This window comes from Nocardia sp. CA-290969, assembly GCF_050936135.1.
In the GTDB taxonomy this organism is placed as follows: domain Bacteria; phylum Actinomycetota; class Actinomycetes; order Mycobacteriales; family Mycobacteriaceae; genus Nocardia.
The window spans coordinates 7,559,864-7,584,775 of record NZ_JBNJNJ010000001.1 but is presented as its reverse complement, the minus strand read 5'-3'; the positions used below and the strand labels follow the sequence as shown (position 1 = coordinate 7,584,775).

31 protein-coding genes and 1 tRNA gene are annotated in these 24,912 nt (G+C 67.3%); 10 read left to right on the top strand and 22 right to left on the bottom strand.

The features are described from left to right. Positions 1-69: 69 nt before the first annotated feature. The 5 genes from ACQEVO_RS34560 to ACQEVO_RS34540 form a co-directional block, all read right to left on the bottom strand. Positions 70-237: a hypothetical protein gene (locus tag ACQEVO_RS34560; RefSeq protein WP_432921441.1), complete on the bottom strand. Its 168-nt coding sequence runs from the start codon at positions 235-237 to the stop codon at positions 70-72. Next, entirely contained in the window at positions 234-518 is a 285-nt protein-coding gene (locus ACQEVO_RS34555; protein WP_432921438.1) for a hypothetical protein, read from the bottom strand. Before ACQEVO_RS34555 ends, ACQEVO_RS34560 begins: the two co-directional genes overlap by 4 nt. 70 nt (positions 519-588) lie before the next feature. Then, positions 589-1,332, bottom strand: a complete 744-nt coding sequence (locus tag ACQEVO_RS34550; protein WP_432921435.1) for a BRO family protein — start codon at positions 1,330-1,332, stop codon at positions 589-591. Then, a complete protein-coding gene (locus ACQEVO_RS34545; RefSeq protein WP_432921432.1) occupies positions 1,329-1,586 on the bottom strand; it encodes a helix-turn-helix domain-containing protein in 258 nt (85 codons plus the stop codon). The genes ACQEVO_RS34550 and ACQEVO_RS34545 overlap by 4 nt, the downstream gene beginning before the upstream one ends. Continuing rightward, a complete protein-coding gene (locus ACQEVO_RS34540; protein ID WP_432921429.1) occupies positions 1,586-1,798 on the bottom strand; it encodes a helix-turn-helix domain-containing protein in 213 nt (70 codons plus the stop codon). The genes ACQEVO_RS34545 and ACQEVO_RS34540 overlap by 1 nt, the downstream gene beginning before the upstream one ends. A gap of 157 nt (positions 1,799-1,955) precedes the next feature. Between ACQEVO_RS34540 and ACQEVO_RS34535 the strand changes: the two genes are divergently transcribed. Next, positions 1,956-2,219, top strand: a complete 264-nt coding sequence (locus ACQEVO_RS34535) for a helix-turn-helix domain-containing protein (RefSeq protein ID WP_432921426.1) — start codon at positions 1,956-1,958, stop codon at positions 2,217-2,219. A gap of 3 nt (positions 2,220-2,222) precedes the next feature. Here ACQEVO_RS34535 and ACQEVO_RS34530 read toward each other — a convergent pair whose 3' ends face one another. The 7 genes from ACQEVO_RS34530 to ACQEVO_RS34500 all read right to left on the bottom strand — a co-directional run bounded on the left by ACQEVO_RS34530 (position 2,223) and on the right by ACQEVO_RS34500 (position 8,343). Beyond that, positions 2,223-2,414: a hypothetical protein gene (locus tag ACQEVO_RS34530; protein WP_432921423.1), complete on the bottom strand. Its 192-nt coding sequence runs from the start codon at positions 2,412-2,414 to the stop codon at positions 2,223-2,225. A gap of 227 nt (positions 2,415-2,641) precedes the next feature. Then, the gene (locus ACQEVO_RS34525) at positions 2,642-3,817 is read right to left on the bottom strand and encodes a tyrosine-type recombinase/integrase (protein ID WP_432921420.1); all 1,176 of its coding nucleotides are present in this window, start codon (positions 3,815-3,817) and stop codon (positions 2,642-2,644) included. A 136-nt stretch (positions 3,818-3,953) separates the two neighbouring features. After that, positions 3,954-4,029 (bottom strand) — tRNA-Ala (locus ACQEVO_RS34520). 122 nt (positions 4,030-4,151) lie between these two features. After that, positions 4,152-5,156 (bottom strand): divisome protein SepX/GlpR, encoded by a 1,005-nt coding sequence (sepX, locus tag ACQEVO_RS34515; RefSeq protein WP_432921417.1) that lies wholly within the window; start codon positions 5,154-5,156, stop codon positions 4,152-4,154. Between the two features lie 262 nt (positions 5,157-5,418). Then, complete coding sequence (locus ACQEVO_RS34510; protein WP_432921414.1) at positions 5,419-6,069, bottom strand: GNAT family N-acetyltransferase; 651 nt, start codon at positions 6,067-6,069, stop codon at positions 5,419-5,421. Between the two features lie 11 nt (positions 6,070-6,080). After that, complete coding sequence (glp, locus tag ACQEVO_RS34505) at positions 6,081-7,340, bottom strand: molybdotransferase-like divisome protein Glp (RefSeq protein ID WP_432921411.1); 1,260 nt, start codon at positions 7,338-7,340, stop codon at positions 6,081-6,083. A 37-nt stretch (positions 7,341-7,377) separates the two neighbouring features. After that, entirely contained in the window at positions 7,378-8,343 is a 966-nt protein-coding gene (locus tag ACQEVO_RS34500) for a UTP--glucose-1-phosphate uridylyltransferase (RefSeq protein WP_432921408.1), read from the bottom strand. A 127-nt stretch (positions 8,344-8,470) separates the two neighbouring features. On the opposite strand from ACQEVO_RS34500, the gene ACQEVO_RS34495 reads away from it, so the two are divergent. The 3 genes from ACQEVO_RS34495 (at position 8,471) to ACQEVO_RS34485 (ending at position 10,310) form a co-directional block, all read left to right on the top strand. After that, entirely contained in the window at positions 8,471-9,055 is a 585-nt protein-coding gene (locus ACQEVO_RS34495; protein ID WP_432923339.1) for a 5-formyltetrahydrofolate cyclo-ligase, read from the top strand. A gap of 143 nt (positions 9,056-9,198) precedes the next feature. Continuing rightward, on the top strand, positions 9,199-9,498 hold the full coding sequence (locus tag ACQEVO_RS34490) for an FmdB family zinc ribbon protein (protein WP_432921405.1): 300 nt from the start codon (positions 9,199-9,201) through the stop codon (positions 9,496-9,498). Between the two features lie 122 nt (positions 9,499-9,620). Next, positions 9,621-10,310: an SAF domain-containing protein gene (locus ACQEVO_RS34485; RefSeq protein WP_432921402.1), complete on the top strand. Its 690-nt coding sequence runs from the start codon at positions 9,621-9,623 to the stop codon at positions 10,308-10,310. A gap of 90 nt (positions 10,311-10,400) precedes the next feature. On the opposite strand, the gene ACQEVO_RS34480 is transcribed toward ACQEVO_RS34485, so the two are convergent. The 9 genes from ACQEVO_RS34480 to ACQEVO_RS34440 form a co-directional block, all read right to left on the bottom strand. Beyond that, positions 10,401-11,069: an MspA family porin gene (locus tag ACQEVO_RS34480; protein WP_432921399.1), complete on the bottom strand. Its 669-nt coding sequence runs from the start codon at positions 11,067-11,069 to the stop codon at positions 10,401-10,403. 74 nt (positions 11,070-11,143) lie between these two features. After that, a complete protein-coding gene (locus ACQEVO_RS34475; RefSeq protein WP_432921396.1) occupies positions 11,144-11,818 on the bottom strand; it encodes an MspA family porin in 675 nt (224 codons plus the stop codon). Between the two features lie 317 nt (positions 11,819-12,135). Then, positions 12,136-12,801 (bottom strand): MspA family porin, encoded by a 666-nt coding sequence (locus ACQEVO_RS34470; RefSeq protein ID WP_432921393.1) that lies wholly within the window; start codon positions 12,799-12,801, stop codon positions 12,136-12,138. A gap of 80 nt (positions 12,802-12,881) precedes the next feature. Continuing rightward, complete coding sequence (locus tag ACQEVO_RS34465) at positions 12,882-13,556, bottom strand: MspA family porin (RefSeq protein WP_432921390.1); 675 nt, start codon at positions 13,554-13,556, stop codon at positions 12,882-12,884. Positions 13,557-14,099: 543 nt separating this feature from the next. Continuing rightward, entirely contained in the window at positions 14,100-14,297 is a 198-nt protein-coding gene (locus ACQEVO_RS34460; protein ID WP_432921387.1) for a hypothetical protein, read from the bottom strand. A 15-nt stretch (positions 14,298-14,312) separates the two neighbouring features. Next, the gene (locus ACQEVO_RS34455; RefSeq protein ID WP_280396779.1) at positions 14,313-14,867 is read right to left on the bottom strand and encodes a MogA/MoaB family molybdenum cofactor biosynthesis protein; all 555 of its coding nucleotides are present in this window, start codon (positions 14,865-14,867) and stop codon (positions 14,313-14,315) included. Beyond that, positions 14,867-16,285, bottom strand: coding sequence for a S1C family serine protease (locus tag ACQEVO_RS34450; protein ID WP_432921383.1), 1,419 nt, complete (start codon positions 16,283-16,285; stop codon positions 14,867-14,869). The genes ACQEVO_RS34455 and ACQEVO_RS34450 overlap by 1 nt, the downstream gene beginning before the upstream one ends. Before the next feature lie 108 nt (positions 16,286-16,393). Beyond that, positions 16,394-17,872, bottom strand: coding sequence for an ATP-binding protein (locus ACQEVO_RS34445; protein ID WP_432278544.1), 1,479 nt, complete (start codon positions 17,870-17,872; stop codon positions 16,394-16,396). Between the two features lie 8 nt (positions 17,873-17,880). Beyond that, positions 17,881-18,567 (bottom strand): response regulator transcription factor, encoded by a 687-nt coding sequence (locus ACQEVO_RS34440; RefSeq protein WP_432921378.1) that lies wholly within the window; start codon positions 18,565-18,567, stop codon positions 17,881-17,883. 317 nt (positions 18,568-18,884) lie between these two features. Between ACQEVO_RS34440 and ACQEVO_RS34435 the strand changes: the two genes are divergently transcribed. The 6 genes from ACQEVO_RS34435 (at position 18,885) to ACQEVO_RS34410 (ending at position 24,443) form a co-directional block, all read left to right on the top strand. After that, positions 18,885-21,686, top strand: coding sequence for a sensor histidine kinase (locus ACQEVO_RS34435; RefSeq protein ID WP_432921376.1), 2,802 nt, complete (start codon positions 18,885-18,887; stop codon positions 21,684-21,686). Continuing rightward, positions 21,683-22,090 carry a roadblock/LC7 domain-containing protein gene (locus ACQEVO_RS34430; RefSeq protein WP_280396775.1) on the top strand — a complete coding sequence of 136 codons (408 nt, stop codon included), beginning with the start codon at positions 21,683-21,685 and terminating at the stop codon, positions 22,088-22,090. Before ACQEVO_RS34435 ends, ACQEVO_RS34430 begins: the two co-directional genes overlap by 4 nt. Before the next feature lie 233 nt (positions 22,091-22,323). Continuing rightward, positions 22,324-22,605: a DUF742 domain-containing protein gene (locus ACQEVO_RS34425; protein WP_280398197.1), complete on the top strand. Its 282-nt coding sequence runs from the start codon at positions 22,324-22,326 to the stop codon at positions 22,603-22,605. Further along, the gene (locus ACQEVO_RS34420) at positions 22,586-23,218 is read left to right on the top strand and encodes a GTP-binding protein (RefSeq protein WP_432921373.1); all 633 of its coding nucleotides are present in this window, start codon (positions 22,586-22,588) and stop codon (positions 23,216-23,218) included. The genes ACQEVO_RS34425 and ACQEVO_RS34420 overlap by 20 nt, the downstream gene beginning before the upstream one ends. Further along, a complete protein-coding gene (locus ACQEVO_RS34415) occupies positions 23,211-24,122 on the top strand; it encodes an MHYT domain-containing protein (protein WP_432921371.1) in 912 nt (303 codons plus the stop codon). The genes ACQEVO_RS34420 and ACQEVO_RS34415 overlap by 8 nt, the downstream gene beginning before the upstream one ends. Before the next feature lie 18 nt (positions 24,123-24,140). Next, positions 24,141-24,443: a hypothetical protein gene (locus ACQEVO_RS34410; RefSeq protein ID WP_432921369.1), complete on the top strand. Its 303-nt coding sequence runs from the start codon at positions 24,141-24,143 to the stop codon at positions 24,441-24,443. 295 nt (positions 24,444-24,738) lie between these two features. Here ACQEVO_RS34410 and rpmF read toward each other — a convergent pair whose 3' ends face one another. Then, the gene (gene rpmF / locus ACQEVO_RS34405) at positions 24,739-24,912 is read right to left on the bottom strand and encodes a 50S ribosomal protein L32 (RefSeq protein WP_432921366.1); all 174 of its coding nucleotides are present in this window, start codon (positions 24,910-24,912) and stop codon (positions 24,739-24,741) included.

The following is a 24,912-nucleotide window of genomic DNA, read 5'->3' as shown; positions in this document are numbered from 1 at the left end:
TTGGTACTCTCTTCTTCGGATGTTGTTTGGGCGGGGCCGGTGGCTGTAATCACCGGCCCCGTTCGCTTGTCACTGGGTGGTGGAAGTCCCGGCGGTGCCCGTTACCGCCGGGACACGCCCATCACCAGGGCTCGACACCGGGGATGGGTGGACATAGGTCAGCCAGATCAGGACCGCGGTCACGCCGACGACCAGCGCCAGCAGGTACCGGTAGAACTCCCGCTCCGCCCGGGTCATGACGCGATCCGATACGGCACGAGCGACTGCCGCTTCACGTAATCCGCGTAGGCAACCTTCGCTTCCAGCTCCTCCAGGCGAGTACGCATCCCGATGAGCTTCTGCAGGTTGTCCCACCAGACCGTGTAGTGTCGGCCGCCCAGGTAGGAGGTCATCTCCATGCGGTCGACGAAGTCCGCCAGATTCCTGACTGCCATACCGAGTTCGTGCATCTCGTCCCGGAAGTCGGACACCTCGGTCCCGCTGTCGTCGTGGAGACCGATAACCTTGCTTTCGGACACCCCATTTCTCCTTTGGTTGTGGATGGGTTGTTCTGACCCCGCTGGGCTGCATCCCGGCGGGGTCGCCTTACTACGTGGAGTCGAGGTCAGCGAGCAGACGCTGCAAGCCCTTCGGCGTGACCCGCGGCTGCGGCGGATCCATCACCAACTCCCCGGTCTTCGGGTGGTAGTGCGACTGCGGCAGCACCGACATATATCCGCGGTCGATCGCGGACTGCATGACCCGCCATCGGCCGTCCCCTGCGCGGGAGATCCACCGGCGGTCGTTCAGCGTGGCGAACAGGCGTCCCTGACCGGTCTTGATCCCCGCGCGGGTCAACGCCTGCGCGGCGTCCCGAACGGAGAGATCACCGTCGGCGGTCAGCAGCTTGTCCGCGACCTCCGCCTTCGGCTCCAGCTCGGCGACACGCTCGGTCAGCACCGCCACACGGCGGGCCGACACTTCCAGCGCGCGATGGATCAGTTCGTCCTCGGTCAGCGCTGGGGCGGTGGAGTAGTTGCCGGTCTTCCTGATCGCCGGCAGAACCTCGGCGGTGAGCCAGCGACGGAACGTCACGGCGCCCGGCTTATCTGACCGGATGACGACCTCGTACATCCCGGACTCATTGACAAGGGTCATCGGCTGTTGGCCGCCGGGGGTGTCCACCGAGCGGACACCCTTCTGATCCTCCGAAAGTCGGGCCGCGACGTTCCGTGGGTTCGCTATGTCGAGCACCACGCAGAGATCTGCGAGGACGAACCAAGGCTCCCCGTTGATGACGACCGTGCGGACAGTGGCGCCTTCGTAGACGAACGGCATCAGATCGGCGGTCATGCTGCACCTCCCCGGCGAGTGACCCGGCGGCGACTGGTGCGGGTGAGCCCATGTGGATCGCCCAGCGGAACAGCGGCCGGGCTCGCCATCTTCTCCACGGCGGCCTCGATGTCACCGGGGGTGAGCATCCAGTTGCGGCCCACCTTGCGACCCGGGAACGTCCGGTCGCGCAGCCTGCGCATGTACCAGATGCGGGTGACGTGCAACATCTCGGCCGCTTCTTCGAGCGTGTAGAGCTCCACCGGGGCGGTCATCACGCTGCCGCCTTAAGGCGGGGAACGAAGTCAGCGACTTCGGCGCCGAGCGCCGCCGCGACCTTTTCGAGTTCCTCGATCTTCCAGCCGTTGCCCTTGAGGCGCCGGCGCAGTGTTACGCGGGCGATTCCACTGGCGTCGGCCAGCTGATCCTTGTTGAGTCCCGCAGATTCCATCGCTGAGGTAACCAGCTTGGCTACGAGTTCGTCCATACGGAAGACAATACCGTCCAAACGGACGGGTTAGCAACCTGTTTAGACGGTGAGTTCGTCCATACGGAAGGCTGTCGCTAACTTAGGGCAACCTTCTCAGCCGTGGGACCAGGCACAATGCTTGCCAGACGTCCATTTGGACGGGACAATGCTCCGCATGGATACCGCGACGATCGACCAGGCCATCGGGCGGAAGCTCGCTGGGCTCCGCGCGGAGCGCAACCTGAGTCAAGAACAACTGGCGACCGCCAGCGGGATCTCGGAGAGCACGATTTATCGGCTCGAGCAGGGGTCACGTTCGATACGCGCCGAGCAGCTCTACCCGATCTGCGTAGCGCTTGGCACAACGATGCATGCCTTCATGGAATCGGCGATGGAACTCGCCCGGTCATTGGAGACCCAGGGCGAGTCCGCCGGCTGAACTTCACATTCCGCGGAAGATGTCTTCGGGTTTCTCCATGCCTAACCATTCCGCGGCCACCATCATCTCGGAGATGGTCAGGTCACCAGACCCGAGTCGCTCCAGGGCGCCTTCATTCAGTCGCAACACCAGCGGTGTCACATCGACCTGTTGCAATTCGCCCAGCAACTCGTCTGGGCTCGCGTATTCACGCATCGCACCCTGCTCTGCTATCTCCCCAACTTCCCGTCAAAATGCCCACCACCACCGACATTTCGTTAGATGTTAGTTCCGTGTTACCCGGTCCGCGCCGTGAATCGAACACTTGGGCGATTCTTGACCGGAACGTTACTTTTTCACCCCGCTACCGAATAGCGTGCCGGAAAAGTGAAACGCTGACAGTTCGCTACCGATCTTGGTGCGCGGCAACGGGGCTCGACAAATCACCCCTTTTGTACCGCCGTCCGCACCAGAGCGCGAGAGATTGCGGTTGAAGCACGATGCCCAGAACGTCGGTCAAGATGCCCATACACGTCTACCGTCGTCTTGATGCTTTCATGCCCCAGATGTGCGCTGACGTCGGTAATCTCGGCGCCGTTGTTCAACATCCAACTCGCGCACGTATGCCGTAGGTCATGAGGCCGGGGGCGCTTGCCGATCCTGCCGGCAACCTGGTCCATCGTTGGCTTCCAGCACAGATTGTGGAATTGCTGGGGAATGATCCTCTTGTCATTGCGGGTTCGAAAAAGTAGCTGGTCCTTGTTCCGCCCAGCGAGACGTAGGGCATCGACCGTCTCTTTCGGAATGTTGATCGTGCGGTATCCCCGTTGGGTTTTCGGCCCGCCCAACTTATAGTCCGAGGTGCCCGTATATTTCCATGCCTTGGCGATTCGACAGGTCCAGAATTCGTTGCCCTCATGGTCCACATTCCGGGCGATATCCCCAACCCGCAAAGCCGTTGCCTCCGAATACCTGGCACCCGTTGTCACAAGAAACAGTGTGAGCGGCCGCCACTTCGCCGGAGCCGCTTCGTAAACGATGTCGAACTCCTCGGGCTCCAAGAAGACGCACTCACGCCGACGCTTCGGCAACTTCGTGTCCTCGCATGGATTGAACGGCAGCAGGTGACGCTTCACCGCGGCGCGCAAACACCCGGACAGGAACCCGTGCTTGTTGGCGATCGTTTTGGGTGCGACCCCGTCCGCCTCCATTTCGTTCACCCACTCCTGCACGACAGTGTTCTGATCGGCCGTCGCGGCACACAAGGCCGGCAGCGGGAGGTCGCCCATAGCCGGGCCGATGTCGTTGGCCATATAGCGCCGGTAGCGGTTCCTGGTGGCTTGCTCGACGCCCGTAAGCCCGGAGATGTAGGTCTCGGCCCACGAGTCGTTCAAAGTGACCGTCTTCTCGCCCTGCACGGTCTCCTCGGCCGCCAGCATGGCACGCGCCTTCTCAGGACCGACTTGGTCGAGGATCTTCTGCCACGACAACGCGGCCTTGTGGTCATCGAATGACACCGACGCCTGGACCCGTCGCCCCTTGGCCGGGTCGAACTCCCGGAACAGGACCTGGGTGTAGACGCTGCCGTCCTTGCGGGTACAGACGCGCACGCTGGACATCTTCTCGGCTCCGTTCGAGCCTTCTCGCAACCGCCCGAGTGCGCCCCCGAGACGCAAAAAACCGTGCAGGTGTTGATGAAGGCTGTTGATGGCTGCTCGTTATGAGCTACCATCGTAGCCGTGACCTGCACGGTCGTGGTGGAGCTAAGGGGAATCGAACCCCTGACCTTCTCGATGCGAACGAGACGCGCTACCAACTGCGCTATAGCCCCGTGCGGTCTGCCGACCGCGCTGTGCCACTCTAGCAAACCCGATAACCATACACCGAATCGAGGGGGTGACCTGGGGTTTTTACAAACCACATCGTGACCGGACGGCTACCGGCCGCCCGGGTTCAGGCTCCGGCTGCCCGGCGGATATCCCCGCCGCTGGCGCGGTGGCGCACCGTCCGGGCAATGGTGGCGTCGTAGGCGTCCAGGTGCTCGAAGGCAGGGTCTTCGTCGTCCGGTTCGAGCAACTGGGCGCGGCGGCGCAGCGCGCGGGCGGTATCGCGGTCCATACCCGGGCGGGCCCCGGCCTGCCCGGTCCGCTCGTCGTCCTCGAACCGGGACTCCTCCGATTCGTGGTCGCGGTCGGCCAGCCGGGCGCTGCGGCGGCGCCGGATCTCCTGTTCGATCCGCACCTGTTTACGCAGGTAGCCGAGGTAGGTGACCAGCGACAGCGCGGCACCACCGCAACCCCACCAGAAGATCGGGCCGAGGGCCACGGCGAGTCCACCGCAGAGCACCGCGGCGAGGATCAACGCGACCACGGCACGCTGCCGGAAGGTGTAGCGGGCGGCGCGGGCGATGGCATCGGCCTCGGGGTCGTAGCCGCCGCGGCCCCGGCGGGAGGGGACGAAATCCGCGTCGTCCGCTTCGGCGGGCGCCTGCCGGGTGGTCGCCCGGACCGGCGGGATCCGCGCGGGCGCGGAGTCCTCGAAGGCGGACGAGAGTTCGGTATCGGCCGCGGAATCATCGAACGGTTCCGGCTCGTCGCCGGCGCCGGGATCCGGGTGGGCGGATTCGGCGGTGTCGCCGTCGTCGAACTCGCCGGCCGGCTCGTCGTCGCCCGGAAACAGGTGTTCGTCCTCGGCCTCGGTGACTGTCTCCTCGGCTGTTGTGGTCATGCGATCCTCCGCATCGTTGCCGTGGTGACGCTTTCGGTATGACCGGCCGGACCGCTTCTTACGGGCATGGCCACTTCCTTTGCGCCGTTTGGAATCTCCACGGTGCAGTACCCGCGTGGCCAGGGCGGTATCGGTGGTCCGGCGGATTCGCGGATGCCGATCGGCGAGGATGGGGAACAGGACGAAGACCCACAGCACGACCAAGCCGATCCACAGGATCGAGTTCGGCATCGTCGTCAGCACCTCCGTCCCGCATGGTCGTCGTCGCAGCTCAGGCCAGACCTTGTGCGACCCGACGCCGGAGTTCTTCCCCGCGGGCACGTCTCGCAGATCGTGGTACGAGCTTCGGTGCCGGTGACGCAAGACGCACCACCGACGTCCGTAGGTTAATTCCGAGTAGGGGTACGGCACGGCAGGCGCGCCGTGCACTTCCGCCACATGAGTCACATTTCCACCATCGCCGGTGGCGAACAGGCCGATCCCCGGCCCGGTTTCAGCGCAGCGTCAACCGCCCTTCCCGGGCCAACCGGTCGACGACCCTGCCGGACAACTCTTCCGCCGTCATGGCGACCAGCAGATGATCGCGCCACGCCCCGTCCACATCGAGATACCTGCGCAGCAAACCCTCTTCACGGAAGCCGACATTGCGCAGCACCGCCTGGCTGGCCAGATTCTCCGGCCGGACAGTCGCTTCGACCCGATGCAACCCGACCGGCCCGAAGCAGTGGTCGAGGCCCAGCGCCAGCGCCGCGGTCGCCACCCCCTGCCCGCCGAGGTCGCGGGTGACCCAGTACCCGATCCACGCCGAACGCAACGCCCCCCGCACGATATTGCCGACCGTGAGCTGGCCGCTGAACGCGCCGTCCACCTCGATCACCAGCGGCACCATTGCCCCACGGCGGGCCTCGGCCTTCAGACTCGACCACAGCGGCGGCCAATTCGACGCGTGATTACGCGCATCCCAGGCGCCGCGGCCGGTCGGCTCCCACGGCTCGAGATGATCCTGATCCCGCAACCGGATCCGGCTCCACGCCGCCGCGTCGCGCAACCGCACCGGCCGCAACGTGACCTCTCCGGCCGCCACCCGCACCGGACCCAGATGCGCGGGCCACCCCGGATGCTGTGTAGCCCGGAATACGTTCATGGACTCCACTTCTAGCCGCGCTGCGCCAGGAACGCGACCCGAACCTTGTCACCGGTGCGAATTTCGGTGTCGTCGGGCTCGACCACGATCAGGCTGTTGGCCTCCGACATGGCGGCCAGCAGATGTGACGAGGCGCTCGCACTGTTCCCCAGCGGCTGCACCAGATATTCGCCGGTGGCCTCGTCGCGCATCAGCTGGGCCCGCAGATATCCCTTGCGACCCGCCATCGACTGGATCGGCGTGATCGTGCGCGCCCGCACGATCCGGCGCATCGGCTGCCGCCGGCCCAGCGCGATCCGGATCAGCGGCCGCACCATCACCTCGAAAACCACCAGTGCACCCACCGGATTCGAGGGCAAGAGGAAGGTCGGCACCTCGTCGCGACCGAGCCGGCCGAACCCCTGCACCGAGCCCGGATGCATGGCGACCCGGGCGATCTCCAGTTCGCCGAGCCCCTCCAGGGCCTCACACACCTGATCGGACGCCCAGCCGCCGACCGCGCCCGCGATCACGACGACCTCCGCCCGCACGAGTTGCCCCTCGACCACATCGCGCAGCCGCCGCGGATCGGCGTCGACGATCCCGACCCGGTTCACATCGGCGCCCGCGTCCCGCGCGGCCGCCGCCAGCGCATAGGAGTTCACGTCGTAGACCTGCCCGGGCCCGGGGACGCGGTCGACATCCACCAGTTCTTCCCCGATGGAGATCACCGACAGCCGGGGCCGCGGATGCACCAGCACCTTGTCCTGCCCCACCGCGGCCAGCAACCCGACCTGCGCGGGACCGATGATCGTGCCCGCCCGCACCGCCACATCTCCCGGCTGCACATCGTCGCCCGCGCGGCGCACATAATCGCCGGACCGCACCGGCTCGAACACCTTCAGCCGCCCCCGGCCGCCATCGGTGAAATCCAGCGGCAGCACGGCGTCGGCCAGCGTGGGCAGCGGCGCGCCGGTCGCCACCCGCACGGTCTGGCGTGGCTGCAGCCGGATGGGCTGGCGGGAGCCGGCCAGCACCTCACCGACCACGGGCAGGGTCAGATCGACCAGCTCACCGTCCTCGTCGCGGATATCGGCGCCCGCGGACGCCACATCCACACTGCGCACGGCGTATCCATCGATCGCGGCCTGGTCGAAACCGGGCAGCGGCCGCTCGGTCACCACATCCTCGGCGCACAGCAGACCCTGGGCCTCGGAGATGGCGACCCGCACCGGCCGCGGCGCGACGGCCGCGGCCGTCACCTTGATCTGCTGATCCTCGACAGAGCGCATCCAGCCCTTCCCGATGTCCTCGCCGGCGCAGGCGAACTCATTCGTCCACGGTGAGCTGTGGGTCCCACTCCGGACTCAGCCGGTGCTGGAGCCACTCGCGTAGCGCGGGACCGTATTCGTCCCGTTCCAACGCGAAATCCACCGCAGCACGAAGATAGCCGCCCGGGTTACCCAGATCGTGGCGCGACCCACGGTGGACAACCACGTGCACCGGGTGTCCTTCGTCGATCAGCAGCGAAATCGCGTCGGTGAGTTGCAGTTCCCCGCCCGCGCCGGGACCGATCCGCCGCAACGCGTCGAAGATCGCGCGATCGAGCAGATAGCGGCCCGCCGCGGTGTAGGTCGACGGTGCCTCCTCCAGGCTCGGCTTCTCGACCATGCCCTTGACCCGCAGCACATTCGGATTGACGGCGTCGGGCACCGGGGCCACATCGAAAACGCCGTACGCGCTCACCTGGTCCTTGGGAACGTCGATGGCGCACAGCACGGAACCACCGCGCTTGCGGCGGACCCGGTTCATCACATCGAGCACCCCGCACGGCAGGACCAGATCATCGGGCAGCAGGACCGCGATGGTCTCCTCGTCGGGATCCAGCACCGCCTCGGCCTGCGCCACCGCGTGGCCCAGCCCCAGCGGCTCCTCCTGGACGACCGAGGTGACATCGAGCAGACCCGGCGCCTTGCGCACCTTCTCCAGCAGCTGGAATTTCCCGCGCTCGGCGAGGGTGCTCTCGAGCACCAGATCCTGGACGAAATGCGCGACGACCCCGTCTTTGCCGGGCGAGGTCACGATCACCAGCCGCTGGGCGCCGGATTCGGCCGCCTCGCTGGCAACGAGCTCGATACCCGGGGTGTCGACCACGGGCAGCAGTTCCTTGGGAACCGTCTTGGTGGCGGGCAGGAACCTGGTCCCGAGCCCGGCCGCAGGTACGACGGCCGTCCGGAATTCCGGTCCCGACGGGCGGACGCCCCCGCTATCCTGTTTTGCGGCCTCTGCTGTCATATACACACCCTAGCCACCGGAACTCCCGTTCAAACGGGGTTGTGGTGTTCGGCGCGCGGGCTTCGACTTCCTATGGTCCGGCTGCCGACCGCAGCCCAGCGGCGGCGCCTAGGGTTGTCGCGTGCGGATGCCCGAGGAGATCGACAAGCAGGCCTGGCGGGCCGTGATCCGCGCGCGGCGTCTACAAGTGCCCGAGACGGTACGCGCGGCGGAGGACACCGCGCTGGCCGCGGCAGCGGGCCGGTTGGCTCCGGCCGAGTGGGTGTGCGCATATGTTCCGGTGCGCGGCGAGCCCGGTTCCGTAGCGATCGCCGATGCGCTGCGGGCCGCCGGGAGCCGGGTGCTGCTGCCGGTGACACGCGAGCCCGGACCGCTCTACTGGGCCGAGTACACCGGCCCGGAAGCACTGCGACCGGCCCGATACGGCCTGCTGGAACCGAGCGGCCCGATCCTGGCCCCCGAAACCGTCGGAGATGCCGGGTTGATCCTGGTCCCCGCGCTAGCGGTGGACCGGCGCGGCGTACGCCTGGGCCAAGGCGCCGGCTACTACGACCGGACCCTCCCCCTCGCCGCCCCGGCAGCCCGCCTGGTGACCGTGGTCCGCGACGACGAGATAGTCGACCACCTCCCCGAGGAACCACACGACATCCGCATGCAGTGGGTGCTCACCCCCACCACCGGCCCGGTCGAGTTGGACAGCGCCCACTCCTGAATACATGGGGAACAGCGGAGGGCGAACCGGGGCCCCGTCGTGGCGTCCGGCACAGTCCCCGACCAGCGGGAATCAAACCGGGATTGGCACTGTTGGCACTGTGGCCTGTAGAGTGCTAATTCACGAATACCGCGGAGGACCCAGTGCCAACCTATTCATACGCGTGCACCCAGTGCGACAACCGCTTCGACATCGTCCAGTCCTTCACCGATGATGCGCTCACGGTGTGCTCGGAATGCTCCGGAGCGCTGCGCAAGCTGTTCAACTCGGTGGGCATCGTCTTCAAGGGCAGCGGCTTCTATCGGACCGACAGCCGCAGTGGTGCGTCGACCGCCAGCGAACCGGCGAAATCGGACAGTTCCAGTTCGTCTTCGTCTTCGTCGTCTTCTTCGGACAGCGGCTCGTCGGGCGCCTCGTCGACGCCTGCCGCCGCCGCCAGCTGAGCGAGTAGCCCGGCTCCCCGGGCGGGGATGCCGCCCGGCTCCGTTTCATCCACAGGCCGTGGGTTGTCCACAGCTGCCCACAGGGCCGGGTCGGCCGGGTTTTCGCACCCTACGCTCGGCCCATGAGTCGTATACGCCCGCGCCCCGGTGGCAACGCCCGGGGCCGGCTGGGGTCCGGTGATACCTGGCGCGAAGCATTCGAGAACCGGCCCCCGTGGGCGGACGCGGTCCTGTTGCGACGCATTCTGGCGGGCTTGTGCGCGGTGGCCGCCGTGGTCCTGTTCCTCCGCGAGGACCCCGAGCGCACCCGCGTCTCCGTCGTCGTCGCCGCCCGTGATCTCCCGCCCGGCCATCTGCTCGAGCCGGCCGATCTGCGGCTGGCCCGGATTCCACCGGGCGTAGCCCCCGCCGGCGCCGCCCACGATCCCGATGCGCTGACCGGCGCGGTACTCACCGCCGCCCTGCGGCCCGGCGAAGTGCTCACCGATGTGCGGACCGTGGGCCCGCGGCTGGCCGAAATCGCCACGGGCGCCCGGGATGCCCGGATCGTACCGATCCGGCCGGCCGATACCGCGATCACCGAGATCCTGCGCGCGGGCGACCGGGTGGATGTGGTCGCCGCCGACACCACCGATCCGTCCCGGGCCACCACCCTGGCCACCGATGCCGCGGTGGTTCTGGTCTCCGGAACCCCCGGCGAACCCAGCGCGGGCCGGGCCGAGCGGGTGGTACTCCTCGCCCTGGACGGCCGCCGCGCGGCGGCCGTCGCCGCGGCCTCGCTGAGCAGCGCGCTCACGGTGATCTTCCATTGACAGCCGAAAGGGCCCGCCGCGTGGTCCGCGACGGGCCCTTTCGGGTATCCGATTCCGACCGGAGCGGGTGGCCCGGCCGGACAAGGGGTATCAGCCGAGGCTGAACGGCTGGCCCCACAGTGTCACGACGGACATGACGTTGTCGGTCTCGACCTTGACCTTCACGAAGGACCGCGCCTGGGCGTAGCCGCCGCAGCCGCTCAGGCCGATGGTGGTGTCGGACCAGGTGACCGAACCGGTGTTGCCCTTGAACTTGTTGTTGGTGGAGTGATCCTCGTTGCCGTAGTCGTCCGGCTTCTCGATATCGAGGACGTAGAAGGCCTTGGCCTGGCCGGGGCCGAGGGTCAGGTTGCCGCCGACCTCGCCCTCGGGGCTGACGCTGCCCTCGGAGTCGACTTCGGCGCTGGCGCCGCCCTCGGCACCGCCGCCGTCGATGTTGACCTGGCAGCCCACGACATAGCCGGGGTAGATCTTGCCGCCCACGTCTTCGCCGCCGCCGGCGATCTCGACCTGGGCGCTACCGGAGGCCCACGCGTTGCGGTGCACCGGGGTGGAGCCCATGGACGGGCTGATGGTGGCGGACTCGCCGACCATGCGCACCGTGACCACGGTGCCGTCGGAGAGGGTCTTGACGATTTCGCCGCCGGGCAGCGGTACGAAGGTGTCGGCATTGGCGGCGCCGGTGGAGAACAGGCCCAGCGCGACCGAGGCGGCCGCACCGACGCCGGCGAGGCGCGCCAGATTCTTACGGGTGAACATGTGTATATGCCCCTCTGGGGTTGAATTCGCTACAGCGAGAGTTTGGTGGGGTGAATTCGACCGGTGTCAGCGCCTCAGCCGATGCTGAAGGGCTGCCCGTAGAGGGTGGTCTTCGAGTAGTGGTCACCGATGATCTCGACCACGGTGTAGGCGCGGGCCTGCGCGTAACCGGCGCAACCCTGGATCTGCATCTCGACGTCCTGGTACTCGACGGAGTAGACGCCGGGCTTCTCGATGTCCTTGAAGTCGATCTGCACGAACTTCACCTCACCCGGGCCCAGCTCCACGCTGGTCGAACCGCCGAGGGTGCCGCCGTCCAGGCTGACACCGAGGGAGCCGCCCAGCCCGATGGCGTCGTCACCGATGCTCACCTGGCAGCCGATGATGTAGCCGGTGTTCAGCTGCGAGGCACCGTGGGTGGACGAGTTGTTGGTGCCGTCTTCACCGGTCGGGCCGTTGTTCGGACCGGCTTCGCCCTCGGGCGTAACCGAGACGTCGGCGCTGGCGTTACCCGAGACCCACACGACCCGGCCCGCACCGTTGGCCGCCATGGACGGCGAGACGAGCGCGCTCTCGTGGGTGCGAGTGATCTTGACACCGGGACCCAGTTTCTCACCGTCCGGCAGCGGTACGAAGGTATCCGCGTTGGCGGCACCCGTGGAGAACAGACCCATGGCCACAGCAGCGACGGCGCCCACGCCCAGGGCGCGCGCGCCGTAGCGCAGACCGGTGGTGCGGTTCTTGCTCATATTTCCCCTCATCAAGGTTTACAGCGACACCCGACATCGCAGCGATCGAGGTCGGGGCGGCCCAAGAACAGGCTCCATAGAGCTTGGGTTACGGCTGTAGCCACAAGATGAACCCGAAACCACACAACCGGTGAACACTTGGCTACCGTGCCGCCGACTCGGTGTGTCTTCGGAGTGATTCCCAGATGGCCGGAAGGTGACGGGTGCTGGGAAAACGCAACCCTAACACCGGATATCCCGGAATACCGGGGTAAGAGACAGGCCCGCCGCGGCTGCGACGGGCCTGTATCCGTGCCAGTATGGCAGTTTGATCTTCGTCAGCCGAGGCTGAACGGCTGACCCCACAGGGTGACGTAGCTGATCACGTTCTCGGTTTCCACCTCGACGCTGATGAAGGACCGCGCCTGGGCGTAGCCGCCGCAGCCGTTCAGGCCGATGGTCTGGTCGGACCAGGTGACCGAACCGCTGTTGCCGTCGAAGCTGTTGTTGGTCGAGTGATCCTCACTGCCGTAGTCGTCGGCCTTCTCGATATCGAGCACGTAGAACGACTTCGCCTGGCCGGGGCCGATGGTCAGGTTGCCGCCGGTTTCGGCGCTCGGGCTGACCGCGCCTTCCGAATCGACCTCGGCACTGGCGCCGGCCTCGGCGCCACCACCGTCGATGTTGACCTGGCAGCCCACCACATAGCCGGGGTAGATCTTGCCGCCGACATCCGCGCCGCCGGCGATCTCGACCTGGGCACTACCGGAAACCCACGCGTTGCGGTGTACCGGGGTGGACCCCATGGACGGGCTGATGGTGGCCGACTCGCCCACCATCCGCACGGTCACCACCGTGCCGTCGGACAGCGTCTTGACGAGTTCACCGCCGGGCAGCGGTACGAAGGTATCGGCATTGGCGGCGCCGGTGGAGAACAGACCCATGGCGATGGTGGCAGCGGCACCGACGCCGGCAAGGCGTGCCACTTTCTTGCGGTTGATCATGGTTGGACCCTTCGAGGGGAGAGCTCGCGCAGTACGCGAGGGGAGGTTCGTTTCGATACGACGTGGACGGATCCGCCGGTTCAGCCGATGCTGAACGGCTGGCCGTACAGGGTCGTCTTCGAGTAGTGGTCGCCGATGATCTCGACCACCGTGTACGACCGCGCCTGCGCGTAACCCGCGCAACCCTGGATCTCGATCTCGGCATCCTGGTACTCGACCGAGTACCGGCCGGGCTTGGTGATGTCCTTGTAGTCGATCTGGACGAACTTGACCTCACCCGGGCCGAGCTCCACACCGACCGAGCCGCCGATGTTGCCGCCGTTGAGGTTCACGCCGAGGGACCCGCCGAGGCCGATGGCATCGTCACCGATGCTCACCTGGCAGCCGACGATATAGCCGGTGTTCAGCTGCGAAGCGCCGTGCGTCGAGGAGTTGTTGGTGCCGTCCGCACCGGTCGGGCCGTTGTTCGGGCCGACTTCCCCCTCGGGGGTTACGGCGACATCGGCGGCCGCGTTGCCGGAAACCCAGACGACCCGGCCCGCGCCGTTGGCGGCCATCGAGGGCGAAATAACGGCGTGCTCGCCGGTACGGGTGATGGTGACGCCCGGGCCGGCCTTCTGGCCGTCCGGTAGCGGCACGAACGTATCGGCATTGGCAGCGCCCACCGACAGGAGGCCAACGGCGACAGCGGACGCGGCACCGATACCCGCGATCCTGGCGCCTTTACGTACACCGTCGGTGCGGTTCTCGCTCATATTTCCCCTCATCATTCGGACAAACAGCAGGCCTTCGAGCTCGGATACACCGCTCTCCGGCTCCGACCAGTGTTTCGCTCGTTTGTTACCTACAGGTGACCTGTTGTTATTTCGATGCAACGCCACAAACCGGACAATGCACACGAAAACGACCGGCGGGGACATAATGCTCAGCCCCGCCGAGCCGCCTTTGCGGCGGCCGACGCACCGAGATTAAACGGTCGGTAACAGATTGGACAAAGCTTCTTTTCGCTATACATTGATGTGATCCATTTCACATCCATGTATAGCAACCCGTGCACGTGCACGCCGCGGCCCTAGCAGAAGCATCGAACGGGCACATCGGAACGGAAAAATTCCGTAAACATATCGGCGTCACCGGCCGGCACCCGCGGGTAATGAACACCGCCCCGCCGCCGTTATCGGAATCCCGCCGAATCCAAACCTGGACAATTCGCCCGGAAATCCACCCCGTTACCCCCTCGAGATAGCGCATTCACGCCGTATTCAAACGCAAAAACGTTCGGCGCCAACATAATCGGCTCAGCCGGTATCGCCGTGATGCGGCGGAACCTGGGATCGCAACCAGTCGTCGCCGCCGCGATCCGGCGCTGCGCCGTCATCCCATTCGTCGCGTGTGGTGCTCGGCAGCACCTCGCCGAAGATCCGGTCCACACGCGCGAGGTCCCCCGCCCGGCGCCTTGCCCGGCGGGGGACCTCGGGGGTCTCGCCCTCACTCATACCGCGCGCTCCGGCTCATTCCAGTAGCCCCGACAGCTCGCCGACGACGCGACTCGCCAACGGTCCCAGCGTCGCCATACCGTCGCGGACGGCAGCCCGGGTGCCCGGCAGGTTCACCACCAGGGTGCTGCCGGAGATACCCGCCAGCCCGCGGGACAGGCCGGCATCCAGCGACCCCGCCACCCGGCCGGAGGCGCGCAGCGCCTCACTGATCCCCGGCAGATCGCGGTCGAGCACCTCGGCCGTCGCCTCGGGCGTCACATCACGCGGCGACATACCGGTGCCACCGACCGAGATCACCAGGTCCACGCCGCCGATCACCGCGGTGTTCAAGGCATTGCGGATCGCGACCTCGTCGGCCTCCACCGATACGGACGCATCGACCAGGAACCCCGCCTCGGTCAGCAGTTCGGTGACCAACGGCCCCAGCGAATCCTCACCGCCGTGCGCCGTTCGATCGTCGACGACCACCACCAGTGCGCGCCCCGCCACAGGAGCATCGATTTCCATACCGCTCACCGTAGCGCCGATATCGGTCCCCGCGTGGCCGCCCCCGGTCACCAGCTGCATCACCTTGCTCCTTCCACCGCTGCGGCGGCGAGAGTCACCTCGACCGTCTCGGAACCGCCGCCCTGCGCGTTCGTGTACGTCACCGAAACCTTGTCCCCGGGTTGTTTGGACCGCACCGCGGCCACCAGGGCGTCACCGGAATCGATCGTCCGATCGTCGAGCTTCGTCACGATCGATCCCGCCGGGATCCCGGCCTGCGCCGCCGGGCCGTTCGGGGTGACATCCAGAATCCGCGCCCCGTGCACGGATTCGTCGCGTTGCACCGTCATCCCGATCTGAGCGTACGTGGCGTGCCCGGTTTTGATCAGCTCATCGGCGACCCGCCGGGCCTGATCGACCGGAATCGCGAAACCCAGCCCGATCGAGCCGCTCTGCTGCCCGGCCGCGCCCGAGGAACCGAGGCTGGCGATGGCCGTATTGATACCGATCAGCCGGCCCTGCCCGTCGACCAGCGCACCGCCGGAGTTACCGGGGTTGATCGCGGCATCGGTCTGGATCGCATCGATCACCGGGTTCGGCACGGTCGGGTCGCTGCCACCCTCCCCGGTGGTGGATACCGGCCGGTTGAGCGCCGAAACGATCCCGGTGGTCACGGTGCCGGCCAGACCCAGCGGCGAGCCGATGGCCACCACCGGCTGTCCCACCTGCAGCCCGGCCGAACTACCCAGTTCGATCGGTTTCAGGTCCGTTTTCCCGCGGGCCTGGATCACCGCCAGATCCGAGACCGGATCGGCCCCCACCAGCGTCGCCGCGGCGGTACTTCCGTCGGCGAAGGTGACCCGCATATCGCCGTTCGCGCCGCCGCCGGCCGCGACATGGTTATTGGTCAGAATCAGCCCGTCCGAGGAGAGCACCACGCCGGACCCCTCCCCCTGTCCCCGATTACTGGCGACCTCGATCATCACCACGGCCGGGGTGACCTCCTGCGCGACCGCCTGCACCGAACCCGCGGGCGCGTTCGCGGCGTCCTTGATCTCCGGCACCGGCGCGTCCAGTGCGTTCGTCACCGCCGGGCCGTTACCGGAATCGGTGACCAGGGCGCCCACCACACCACCGATCCCACCACTGACCAGTGCGAGCGCGACCGCGCCCGCCACCAGCCCGGTGCGCAGGGAACTCTTGCGCGGCGCGGGCGGCGGGCCGGCCGCGAAGAACTGCCCGGTGCCGGCGGGCGGCGGGCCACCCGGCGGCGGCGCCCCGTACGGATACCCCTGAGCGGGGTAAGCGGCCGTATCACCGGGCTGCCCACCCGGGAATGGCTGCGTACCCGGATAGTGCGCGCCGCCCGGCCGGCCGTCGGGTGGCGCACCGCCCTCCGGTCCGGGCCCCGGCGCCGTACCCGGCTGGGGACGGTCGTTCGAGGGCGGCACCGATCCTTCTTGCGGCCGGTCCGGCCGATTGGTGAAATCCTCGGTCATAGTCTCTCTATTCTGCTCATATTCCCTGTCCAGAGTGCAGACCACGACTGAGAGTCGACTGAGATCGGTGTGTGAATTTGCGTCGCTCCGGCCCCAGGGGCCGGGCTCCTATTGAGTTTCGCCGGGCAGCACGATCCGGATGCGGGCACCGCCGCGCTCGGAGGTATCGATCGCAATGGTGCCGCCGTGTTTGGTGACAACCTGTTTCACAATCGCCAGGCCCAGGCCCGAACCCGGCATGGAGCGCGAGGCGGTGGTCCGGTAGAACCGCTCGAAAACCAGTTCCCGCTCGGCGGGGGGGATTCCCGGGCCGGCATCGTCGACCGATAATTCGAGCAGACCGCGGCCGGTTTCGGCCATCCGCACCCGGACCGGTTCGCCGGGCGGACTCCATTTCGCCGCATTGTCGAGCACATTGAGAATCGCGCGTTCGAGTGCGGCCTCGTGGCCGTAGACGAACCACGGCCGCAGTTCGGCGGCGAAGGCGACAGCACCACGGCGCCGGACCCGTTCCAGCGCACGTTCGGTGACCTCGCCGAGATCGACCCGCTCGTACACCGTTTCCGGCGCGTCCTCACGAGCCAGGTCCACCAGGTCACCGACCAGATTCGACAGTTCCTCGATCTGCCCCATCACATCCGAGCGCAATTCGGCCATATCCTCCTCCGGAATGGCCGGCGCGTCGGGACGACTGGATGCGATCAGCAGTTCCATATTGGTGCGCAGCGACGTGAGCGGGGTGCGCAGTTCGTGGCCGGCGTCGGCCACCAGCCGCCGCTGCCGGTCCCGGGATTCGGCGAGCGCCCGGAGCATGGTGTTGAAACTCTCGGTGAGCCGGGCGAGTTCGTCGTCACCGGTCACGGGGATGGGGGTCAGATCGTCGGTGCGGGCGATCCGTTCGGTGGCCGCGGTGAGCCGCGCGATCGGACGTAACCCGGTGCGGCCCACCGTCGTCCCCGCGCCGGCCGCGAGTACCACGCCGCAGGCACCGACGGCGAACAGCAACCACGCCAGCCGGTCCAGCACCTCGCGGGTGGGTTCCAGGCGCTGCGAGATCACCAGTGTGACCCCGGAATCCATCCGCTCGGCGAGCACCCGCTGACTGTTGTAGGTGCGCAGCGACGACTCCCGTTTCCCCTGCGCCACCGCGACCTCCTCGGTGCCGATGGGCGGTGTGGTGGGCTGCGGCGGCAGATAGACGGGGATGCTCGCCGGTTTCTCGGCCTCCGACGGCGGCACCGGATAGATCAGCGCGACACCGATATCGTTGGAGAACAGTGTCGCGACACCCAGTGACTGGAAAGCCATGTTGTCGATATCGCCACTGATCATGGTGGCCGCACGGGCATGCAGCTGGGCGTCGACCTGACCGTAGAGCGCCCGGGCGACCATCGCGTAGGCGGCGATCGAGGTGATCGCCACGAAGATCGCCACCAGCGAGGCGGCCAGCAGGGTGACCCGCCAGCGCAGCGAGACGGTGCGGGTCAGCGGGGTCGGCGGACGCATGGGTGCCGGCTCGTCCGGCCAGGGCCGGCCGAGCGTCGCCACCGTATGTTTCTTCGCCGCCGAGCGGGGAGTTCGTGCCATATCCGCGCTTACGGGGGCGTTTCGCGCAGCACGTAGCCGACGCCGCGGACGGTGTGGATGAGCCGGGGTTCGCCGTCGGCCTCCGTTTTCCGGCGCAGATAGCCGATATAGACCTCCAGCGCGTTACCGGAGGTCGGGAAGTCGTATCCCCACACCTCCTCGAGGATCCGGCCGCGGGTCAGCACCCGGCGCGGATTGGCCATCAGCATTTCCAGCAGCGAGAACTCGGTGCGGGTCAGCGAGATGGAACGGCTACCGCGGGCGACCTCGCGGGTGACGGGATCCAGGGAGAGATCGGCGAACCGCATCGTCTCGGAGACTTCGCCGACGTCGGGTGCGCGGCGGCGCAGCAGCGCGCGTAGCCGGGCCAGCAGCTCTTCGAGGGCGAACGGCTTGGGGAGGTAGTCGTCCGCGCCGGCGTCCAGGCCGGCCACCCGCTCGGAGACCGAATCACGCGCGGTCAGTACCAGGATCGGCAGGTCGTCGCCGGTGCTGCGGAGCCGGCGGCATACTTCCAGCCCGTCCAGCCTGGGCATCATGACATCGAGTACCAGCGCGTCGGGCCGTTCGGCGGTCGCTTTCTCGAGTGCGTCGATACCGTCCACCGCCAGATCGACCGTGTAGCCGTTGAAGGTCAGTGATCGGCGCAGCGATTCTCGCACCGCACGATCGTCGTCGACCACCAATATGCGCATTGCACCAGTTTGCCGCCGACGACTGAGAGGCTACTGAGAGGGCTCGCCGGGTGTCCGGCGCAAGCGGACGACCAGGGAATTCATCCGATTACCGGACCTGTGGATACCGATCTGTGATATGCCACGAAACCTGTTCCCCATCCGCTTTATTCGGGGTATAACCGTCTGAACACCCCGATTGCCGACCGCAACCATGCACGGTATGTTCCGAGCGGTAAAAACTAGACCTCTGGTCGGTTCGGGTGTGCATTCAACCATAACTGAAACGGCCACGCACCAAATAGAGGTCGATCGTGATGCGGAGGCGACAGAGGCGGATGGAAACCCCGCGACCGTGGCAATTCAGCCTGTCCAACTGGTCGGTCACCCGCAAGGTCGGTATCGTCCTCGTGCTGCCGGTGGTCCTGGCCACCCTCTTCGCGGTGCTGCGCATCAACAACGAGCTACGCACCCTCGAACAGCTCGAGGCCGCGACCGAACAGTCCCGCGTCATCGAGCCGATCGTCGACTACAACGCCGCCGCGGAAAATCTGGCGGTACGCGCGACCGCCGGCAAGAACGCCGACGCCGAAGCGCAGGCGACCGCGGCACTCGCCCGGTTCGACTCCGCCCACCAGGCGCTGGAACGCGCACTGGACGCCAATCGGATCCGCCCGGAGGTCTCCCGGGAACTCGCGTCGGCACTGACCCTCGGCAGCACCATGCGCAGCGGTATCGGCACCGGATCTCCCGCGATGGTCGGCGACCAGGCCGATGAGATCGCCGTCCGGATCGGTAACGCGCTGGCGCAGTCGCCCACGGTCGACGATCTGTCGATTCAGCGTTATTTCCTGCAGGTGAGCGCCATCCAGAATGCTCGCCGCTCGCTCACCGCACAACGCCTGGTGATCAGTTCGCCCACTGCCGAGGACAATCCGGCGATGCGTGCCCGCGTCCTCACCTCCGGGGGCGCCGAGCTGACCATGATCCACCAGTACGGCCAGATCATGCCGGATGTGGCGGGCAATATGCGCCCACTGCTGGACGCGGTGCAGACCCGGCTGGCGATCTTCAGCCAGGGCACCCAGGGCGCGCTCACCGACCCGGCCGCGCGCGATTCGCTGGACACCAGCTCGCAGGCCTACGACATCACGACCGATCAGCTCACCGCCACCATCGCCGGCGCCCTGCACCATGCGACCGTCTCCGCGCAGAACAGCGCCCTGCGGGAAACCGCGCTGCTGATCGCCGCGCTGCTGGGCGGCCTGACCCTGGCCCTCGCCGTCGCCCGCACCTTGGTGGTCCCGGTGCGCCGGCTGCGCCGCGACGCACTGGAAGTCGCCCATGTGCGCCTGCCCGAGGAACTCGAACAGGTGCGCGGCGGCGCCGAGACCCCGGAGATCGAACCGGTCGGCGTACAGGGCACCGAGGAAATCGGCCAGCTCGCCCGGGCCGTCGACGAAATGCACCAGCAGGCCCTCAACCTGGCTGCCGATCAGGCCCGGTTGCGCGTGCAGATCGGCAATATGTTCGAAACCCTGTCCCGGCGCAGCCAATCGCTGGTCGAACAGCAGCTCGGCATCATCGAGGAACTCGAACACGACGAGGACGATCCCGGCCGCCTGCAGAACCTGTTCCGGCTGGACCACCTCGCCACCCGCATGCGCCGCAACGGCGACAACCTGCTCGTGCTGGCCGGCACCGCGTTGCGCCGCGGTCAGCTCGAACCGGTTCCGCTCTCGGATATGCTGTGGAGTGCGGTATCACAGGTCGAGGACTATCAGCGGGTCGAGATCGGCCATGTACCCGACGGTATCGTGGCCGGTGAGCCCGCCGTCGATATCGAGCATCTGCTCGCCGAGGTCATCGACAACGCCCTGCGCTACTCCCCGCCCAATACACCGGTGGCGGTGACGGTTTCCCGCGCGGTGGACGGCGGCTACCTGATCGAGGTCACCGACCGCGGGCTCGGGATGGCCACCGAGGACCTACAGGCCGCCAATGCCCGGCTGGCCTCCGGTGGCGAGATCAATGTCGAAACCGCGCGCCGGATGGGCCTGTTCGTTGTCGGCCGGCTGGCCAAACGCCATCAGATCACGGTCGGCCTGCGCCGCACCTCGACCATGGCGCAGCAGCCCGGAATCACGGCCAGCCTGCACCTGCCCGGCCTGCTGGTATCCCCGGATACCGGCGCGGACAACCCCAACACCCTCACCTCGGATTTCTCGCTCCCGCCCCTCACCCCGCCCGCCCCGCCGCAGCTCGAGCCCCAGCCGCAGCCGCGGCAGCTGATGCCGGTTCCGAGTTCGCCGCCGGCGCAGTCCTGGTCCTCCCGGCCCGAACCTCCGGTGCGCCCGCTGACCCCGGCTCCGGCACCGGTCACCGCCGATTTCGGCGCGACCCCCTCCGGCCTGCCACAACGCCGGCCCGGCGGCGACAGCACGGCCGGCGGCGGCACGGGTTCCGGCTGGTCCAACAGCAACGGCAACGGGTCCCGCGATACGTTCTCCGCGTTCGACCCGGTACCGGAGCCGGAACCGGAGGAAACCCCGACCGGCTTGTGGTCGGAAACCTATAAAACGGAATCGTTCCCGGCGTCGGCCGACCGCACCTACGGCGCGACACCGGCCGATCACGGCTACCCCGGCCCGGCGCCGGCGCCGGAACCTCCCGCGTCGCTGACTTCCCGGTCGGGATTGCCGATCCGCCGCCCGGATATGGCGCGCGAGGACCCGTTCGGGCGACCCGACCAGCGACTCGACGAACCCGCCACGACCACATCGTCCCGGCTGCAGCCGGTCGGCGCCGCGACCCCCACCCCGATCTACCAGCGCATGGTGTCGGAATGGCTGGTCGAACCGGCGGCCACCCAAGACCAGCCGCGCCAGGACTGGACTTCACCGGCCGATATCGGCTGGCTGGCCGCCGAGGACGCGGCCCGACCCAGTTCGGACTCCAGGACCGCGAACGGGCTCCCGATCCGCCGGCCGGGCGCACAGCTCGTGCCCGGCGGGCTCGCCCCCGTCGAAGACGAGGCCCCGCGGAATCCGGAGGAGATCCGGAGCAATCTGACCAGGCATCTGAGCGGGGTCCGCAGTGGGCGGGCCGACGCGCAGCACAATGACGGAGGGCTTGCATGACCACCCCGAAGAGCAGCACGGACGAGAACCTCAACTGGCTGGTCGCCAGATTCACCCGCGACGTTCCGGGTGTCTCCCATGCCGTCCTGGTCTCCGCGGACGGCCTGCTGCAGGCAGTGAGCCCGCATCTGCCCGCCGACCGTGCCGAACAGCTCGCCGCGGTCACCGCGGGCCTGGCCAGCCTGTCCACCGGCGCGGCCCAGCTGTTCGACGGCGGTAAGGTCATGCAATCGATCGTGGAGATGCAGCGCGGCTACCTGCTGGTGATGAGTGTCGGCAACGGGTCGCATATCGCTGTACTGGCCAACAAGCAGCACGATATCGGCCGGATCGGCTACGAAATGGCACTACTGGTCGACCGGGTCGGCTCAGTGGTCAGCGCGACCGCCCGATCCACCGTCTGAGCACCATGTCCCAATTCGGCCAAGGTATGCCCGATTTCCACGGCGGCGGACCCGACTACGGGCCCGGCGCCCATAACTTCGGGCCCGGCGCGCAGCCGGGCGGTCCCACATCTCCGCAGTACAACACCGGTACCCACCGGTTCCGGCCCCAGCCGCAGCCGAACAATTCGCGCCGGGCCGGCCGGGTCCGCCCCTACGCCCTCACCGCGGGCCGCACCCGGCCGGCGGTCGATCTGCCGATGGAGGCGGTTATCGAAACCATCTCCTATCATGCACAATTCGATTGGCCGTCCGGTGATATCCGGGCCGAGATACTCCGGCTCGGAACCCACCAGCTGTCGGTCGCCGAAATCGCCGCGCATCTCGATCGTTCGCTCGGTATGGTCCGCGTCGTCATCGGCGATCTCGTCGTGGACGGCAACCTGCGAGTGCATTCGACTTTGACCGAGCAGGCGAGCTACGACGAACGCCGGTCGCTGATGGAGAGGACATTGCGTGGACTCCGAGCCCTTTAGCAAGACTCAGGGTGGTGGCGCGCCGGAATCCGACACCCGCGTCGCATCGACCAAGATCGTGGTGGCCGGTGGTTTCGGCGCGGGGAAGACCACATTCGTCGGCGCGGTATCGGAGATCGTACCGCTGCGTACCGAGGCCATGGTCACCAGTTTCTCCGACGGTGTCGACAATCTCGACGATACGCCGGACAAGCAGACCACCACCGTGGCCATGGACTTCGGGCGGATCATCCTGCCCGGCAACCTGACCCTGTATCTGTTCGGCACCCCCGGTCAGCGGCGGTTCTGGTTCATGTGGGACGACCTCATCCGCGGTGCCATCGGCGCGGTGGTGCTGATCGATACCCGCCGGCTGGAGGACAGCTTCGCCGCCGTCGATTTCTTCGAGGCGCGTAAGCTGCCGTTCCTCATCGCCGTCAACCGTTTCCCGAACGCGCCGCGGTTCGCCATGGCCGAACTCCGGGAGGCGCTCTCGGTGCGCGAAGGGGTTCCGATCGTCGATATCGACGCCCGGGATGCCAAAGAGGTGCGTCAGGCCCTGGCGGCCGTCACCGAGTACGCGATCAACCGTTTGAAGACACAGGAGTACGAGGGAGTCGCCCGGCATGGCTGACCTGCTGGCCGCGGAGACGGTCGCGACCGTCGAACTGTTCACCATGGGCTACTGGCTCACCCTGCTCACCGCAGTGGTCTCCGCTGTCGGCATGTTCGTCGGGTTGGCGTGCGCGATCAACGGCCGCCGTTCGGTACGGTTCCGGCCGGTCTGGATCGCCGCGGCCGCGGTATCCATCGGGGGTGTGGGAGTCTGGCTGGCCAGCACCGTATCCCTGCTCGGCGTGTCCATTCCGGGCACGATCCTGCGCTACGACGTTTCGGAACTCACGCTCTCCCTGGTGTTCGCCGTCGCCGCTGTTTTCCTCGGATTGTTGCTGGCGGGCCGCGAATTCGACGTGCGGCGGATGGCCACGGCCGCCGCGGCCATCGGAGTGGGCTTCGGAATCATGTTGTGGCTCCAGCTGGCCTCGATCGATGTCCAGGGTTCGGTATCGGTGACGATCTGGCTGTATCTGGTCGCGCTCGCGTTCGCGGTGGTCGCGTCCTCGCTGTGCGTCTGGCTGTTCCAGCGATTCCGCTTCCCGGCGGCACGGGTCGGGTCGATCCTCATGTTCGCCGCCGGTGTGGCGGTCTTCTACTTCTGCGGTATCTCGAGCCTGGAATTCCGGATCGACCCCGAGGCCACACCGGCCGAGGGGATGGAGTTGTTCGGTTACGCGTTCCCGATGCTGGTGATCGGCCTGCTCGCGCTCGCCGTCCCGATCACGGCGGTCCTGGTGGCTCCCGAGCGCCGGGACGAACAGCCCGCACCGAGGAAACCGGTGAGATCGGCGGTTCCGGGGAACGACGATCCGGCCGACGGCGATTCGACCGGCCCCGGCGCGGCGGACCGCAAGACACGCCCTTCCGCGACCGCGGCCCTGGCACAGCGTTCTCAGCCGCTGCCCGAACCGGCCCGCTGATCCGGCGGGCTTCCTCGCGTGATCGTGGATCAGGACACACTGCTGCGGGAGTTGTGGGCGCAACTCCACGCCCTCCGGACCGAAGTATCCGAACTGCGCGTCGAGATCAGTGAAATGGAGGCCACGGTCGCCGATCTGGTGAACCGGGTCGATGATCCCGGCCGCGTGCAGTTGCCCTGGCCGGTTTCGGTGCTGCTGCTGCCGGCCGCGTTGGCCCTGGCGCTGGTGCGGCAGGTGGACGATCTCGCGCGGGCGCTGCGGGCGGAATGCGAACCGGTGCATCGGGAAGACCGTCCGGAAACCCGAGGTGAAACCCCCTAGAAGTGGCGATGAGCGGGTCTTCCATTGCTGGGAGACCCGCCCTCACGCACGAGGATAACCGGAACAGCACCGGAAATCAGCCCGCCGGCAAGTTTTTCCGGCTCTCACAGTGTGGAAGTACGGAATAGCCGCCTACAGCAGTCCCCTGGTCGGCTATCGCACAGCAAGCGAAAAAATGCAGGTCGAGCCTTGCCGGGCACTTGCCAGATGTTTGCCTGGACCCTCGAATCCGGGCCGGAGAACACCCGGATACCCCTGCCGGACGGCCGGATTCATATCCAGGGGGCATGACAGATCAGCGCTGTTTCGGGTCCACCAGGCCCCGCCGCACCGCCGCCACCAACCGGCGTGGCACCCGATGGACGACACCGCCCACGGTGACCGGGACCAGATCGGGCGCCGTCGCCTTCCAATTCGCGCGGCGACTGCGGGTATTCGACCGCGACATACGCCGTTTGGGGACTGCCAT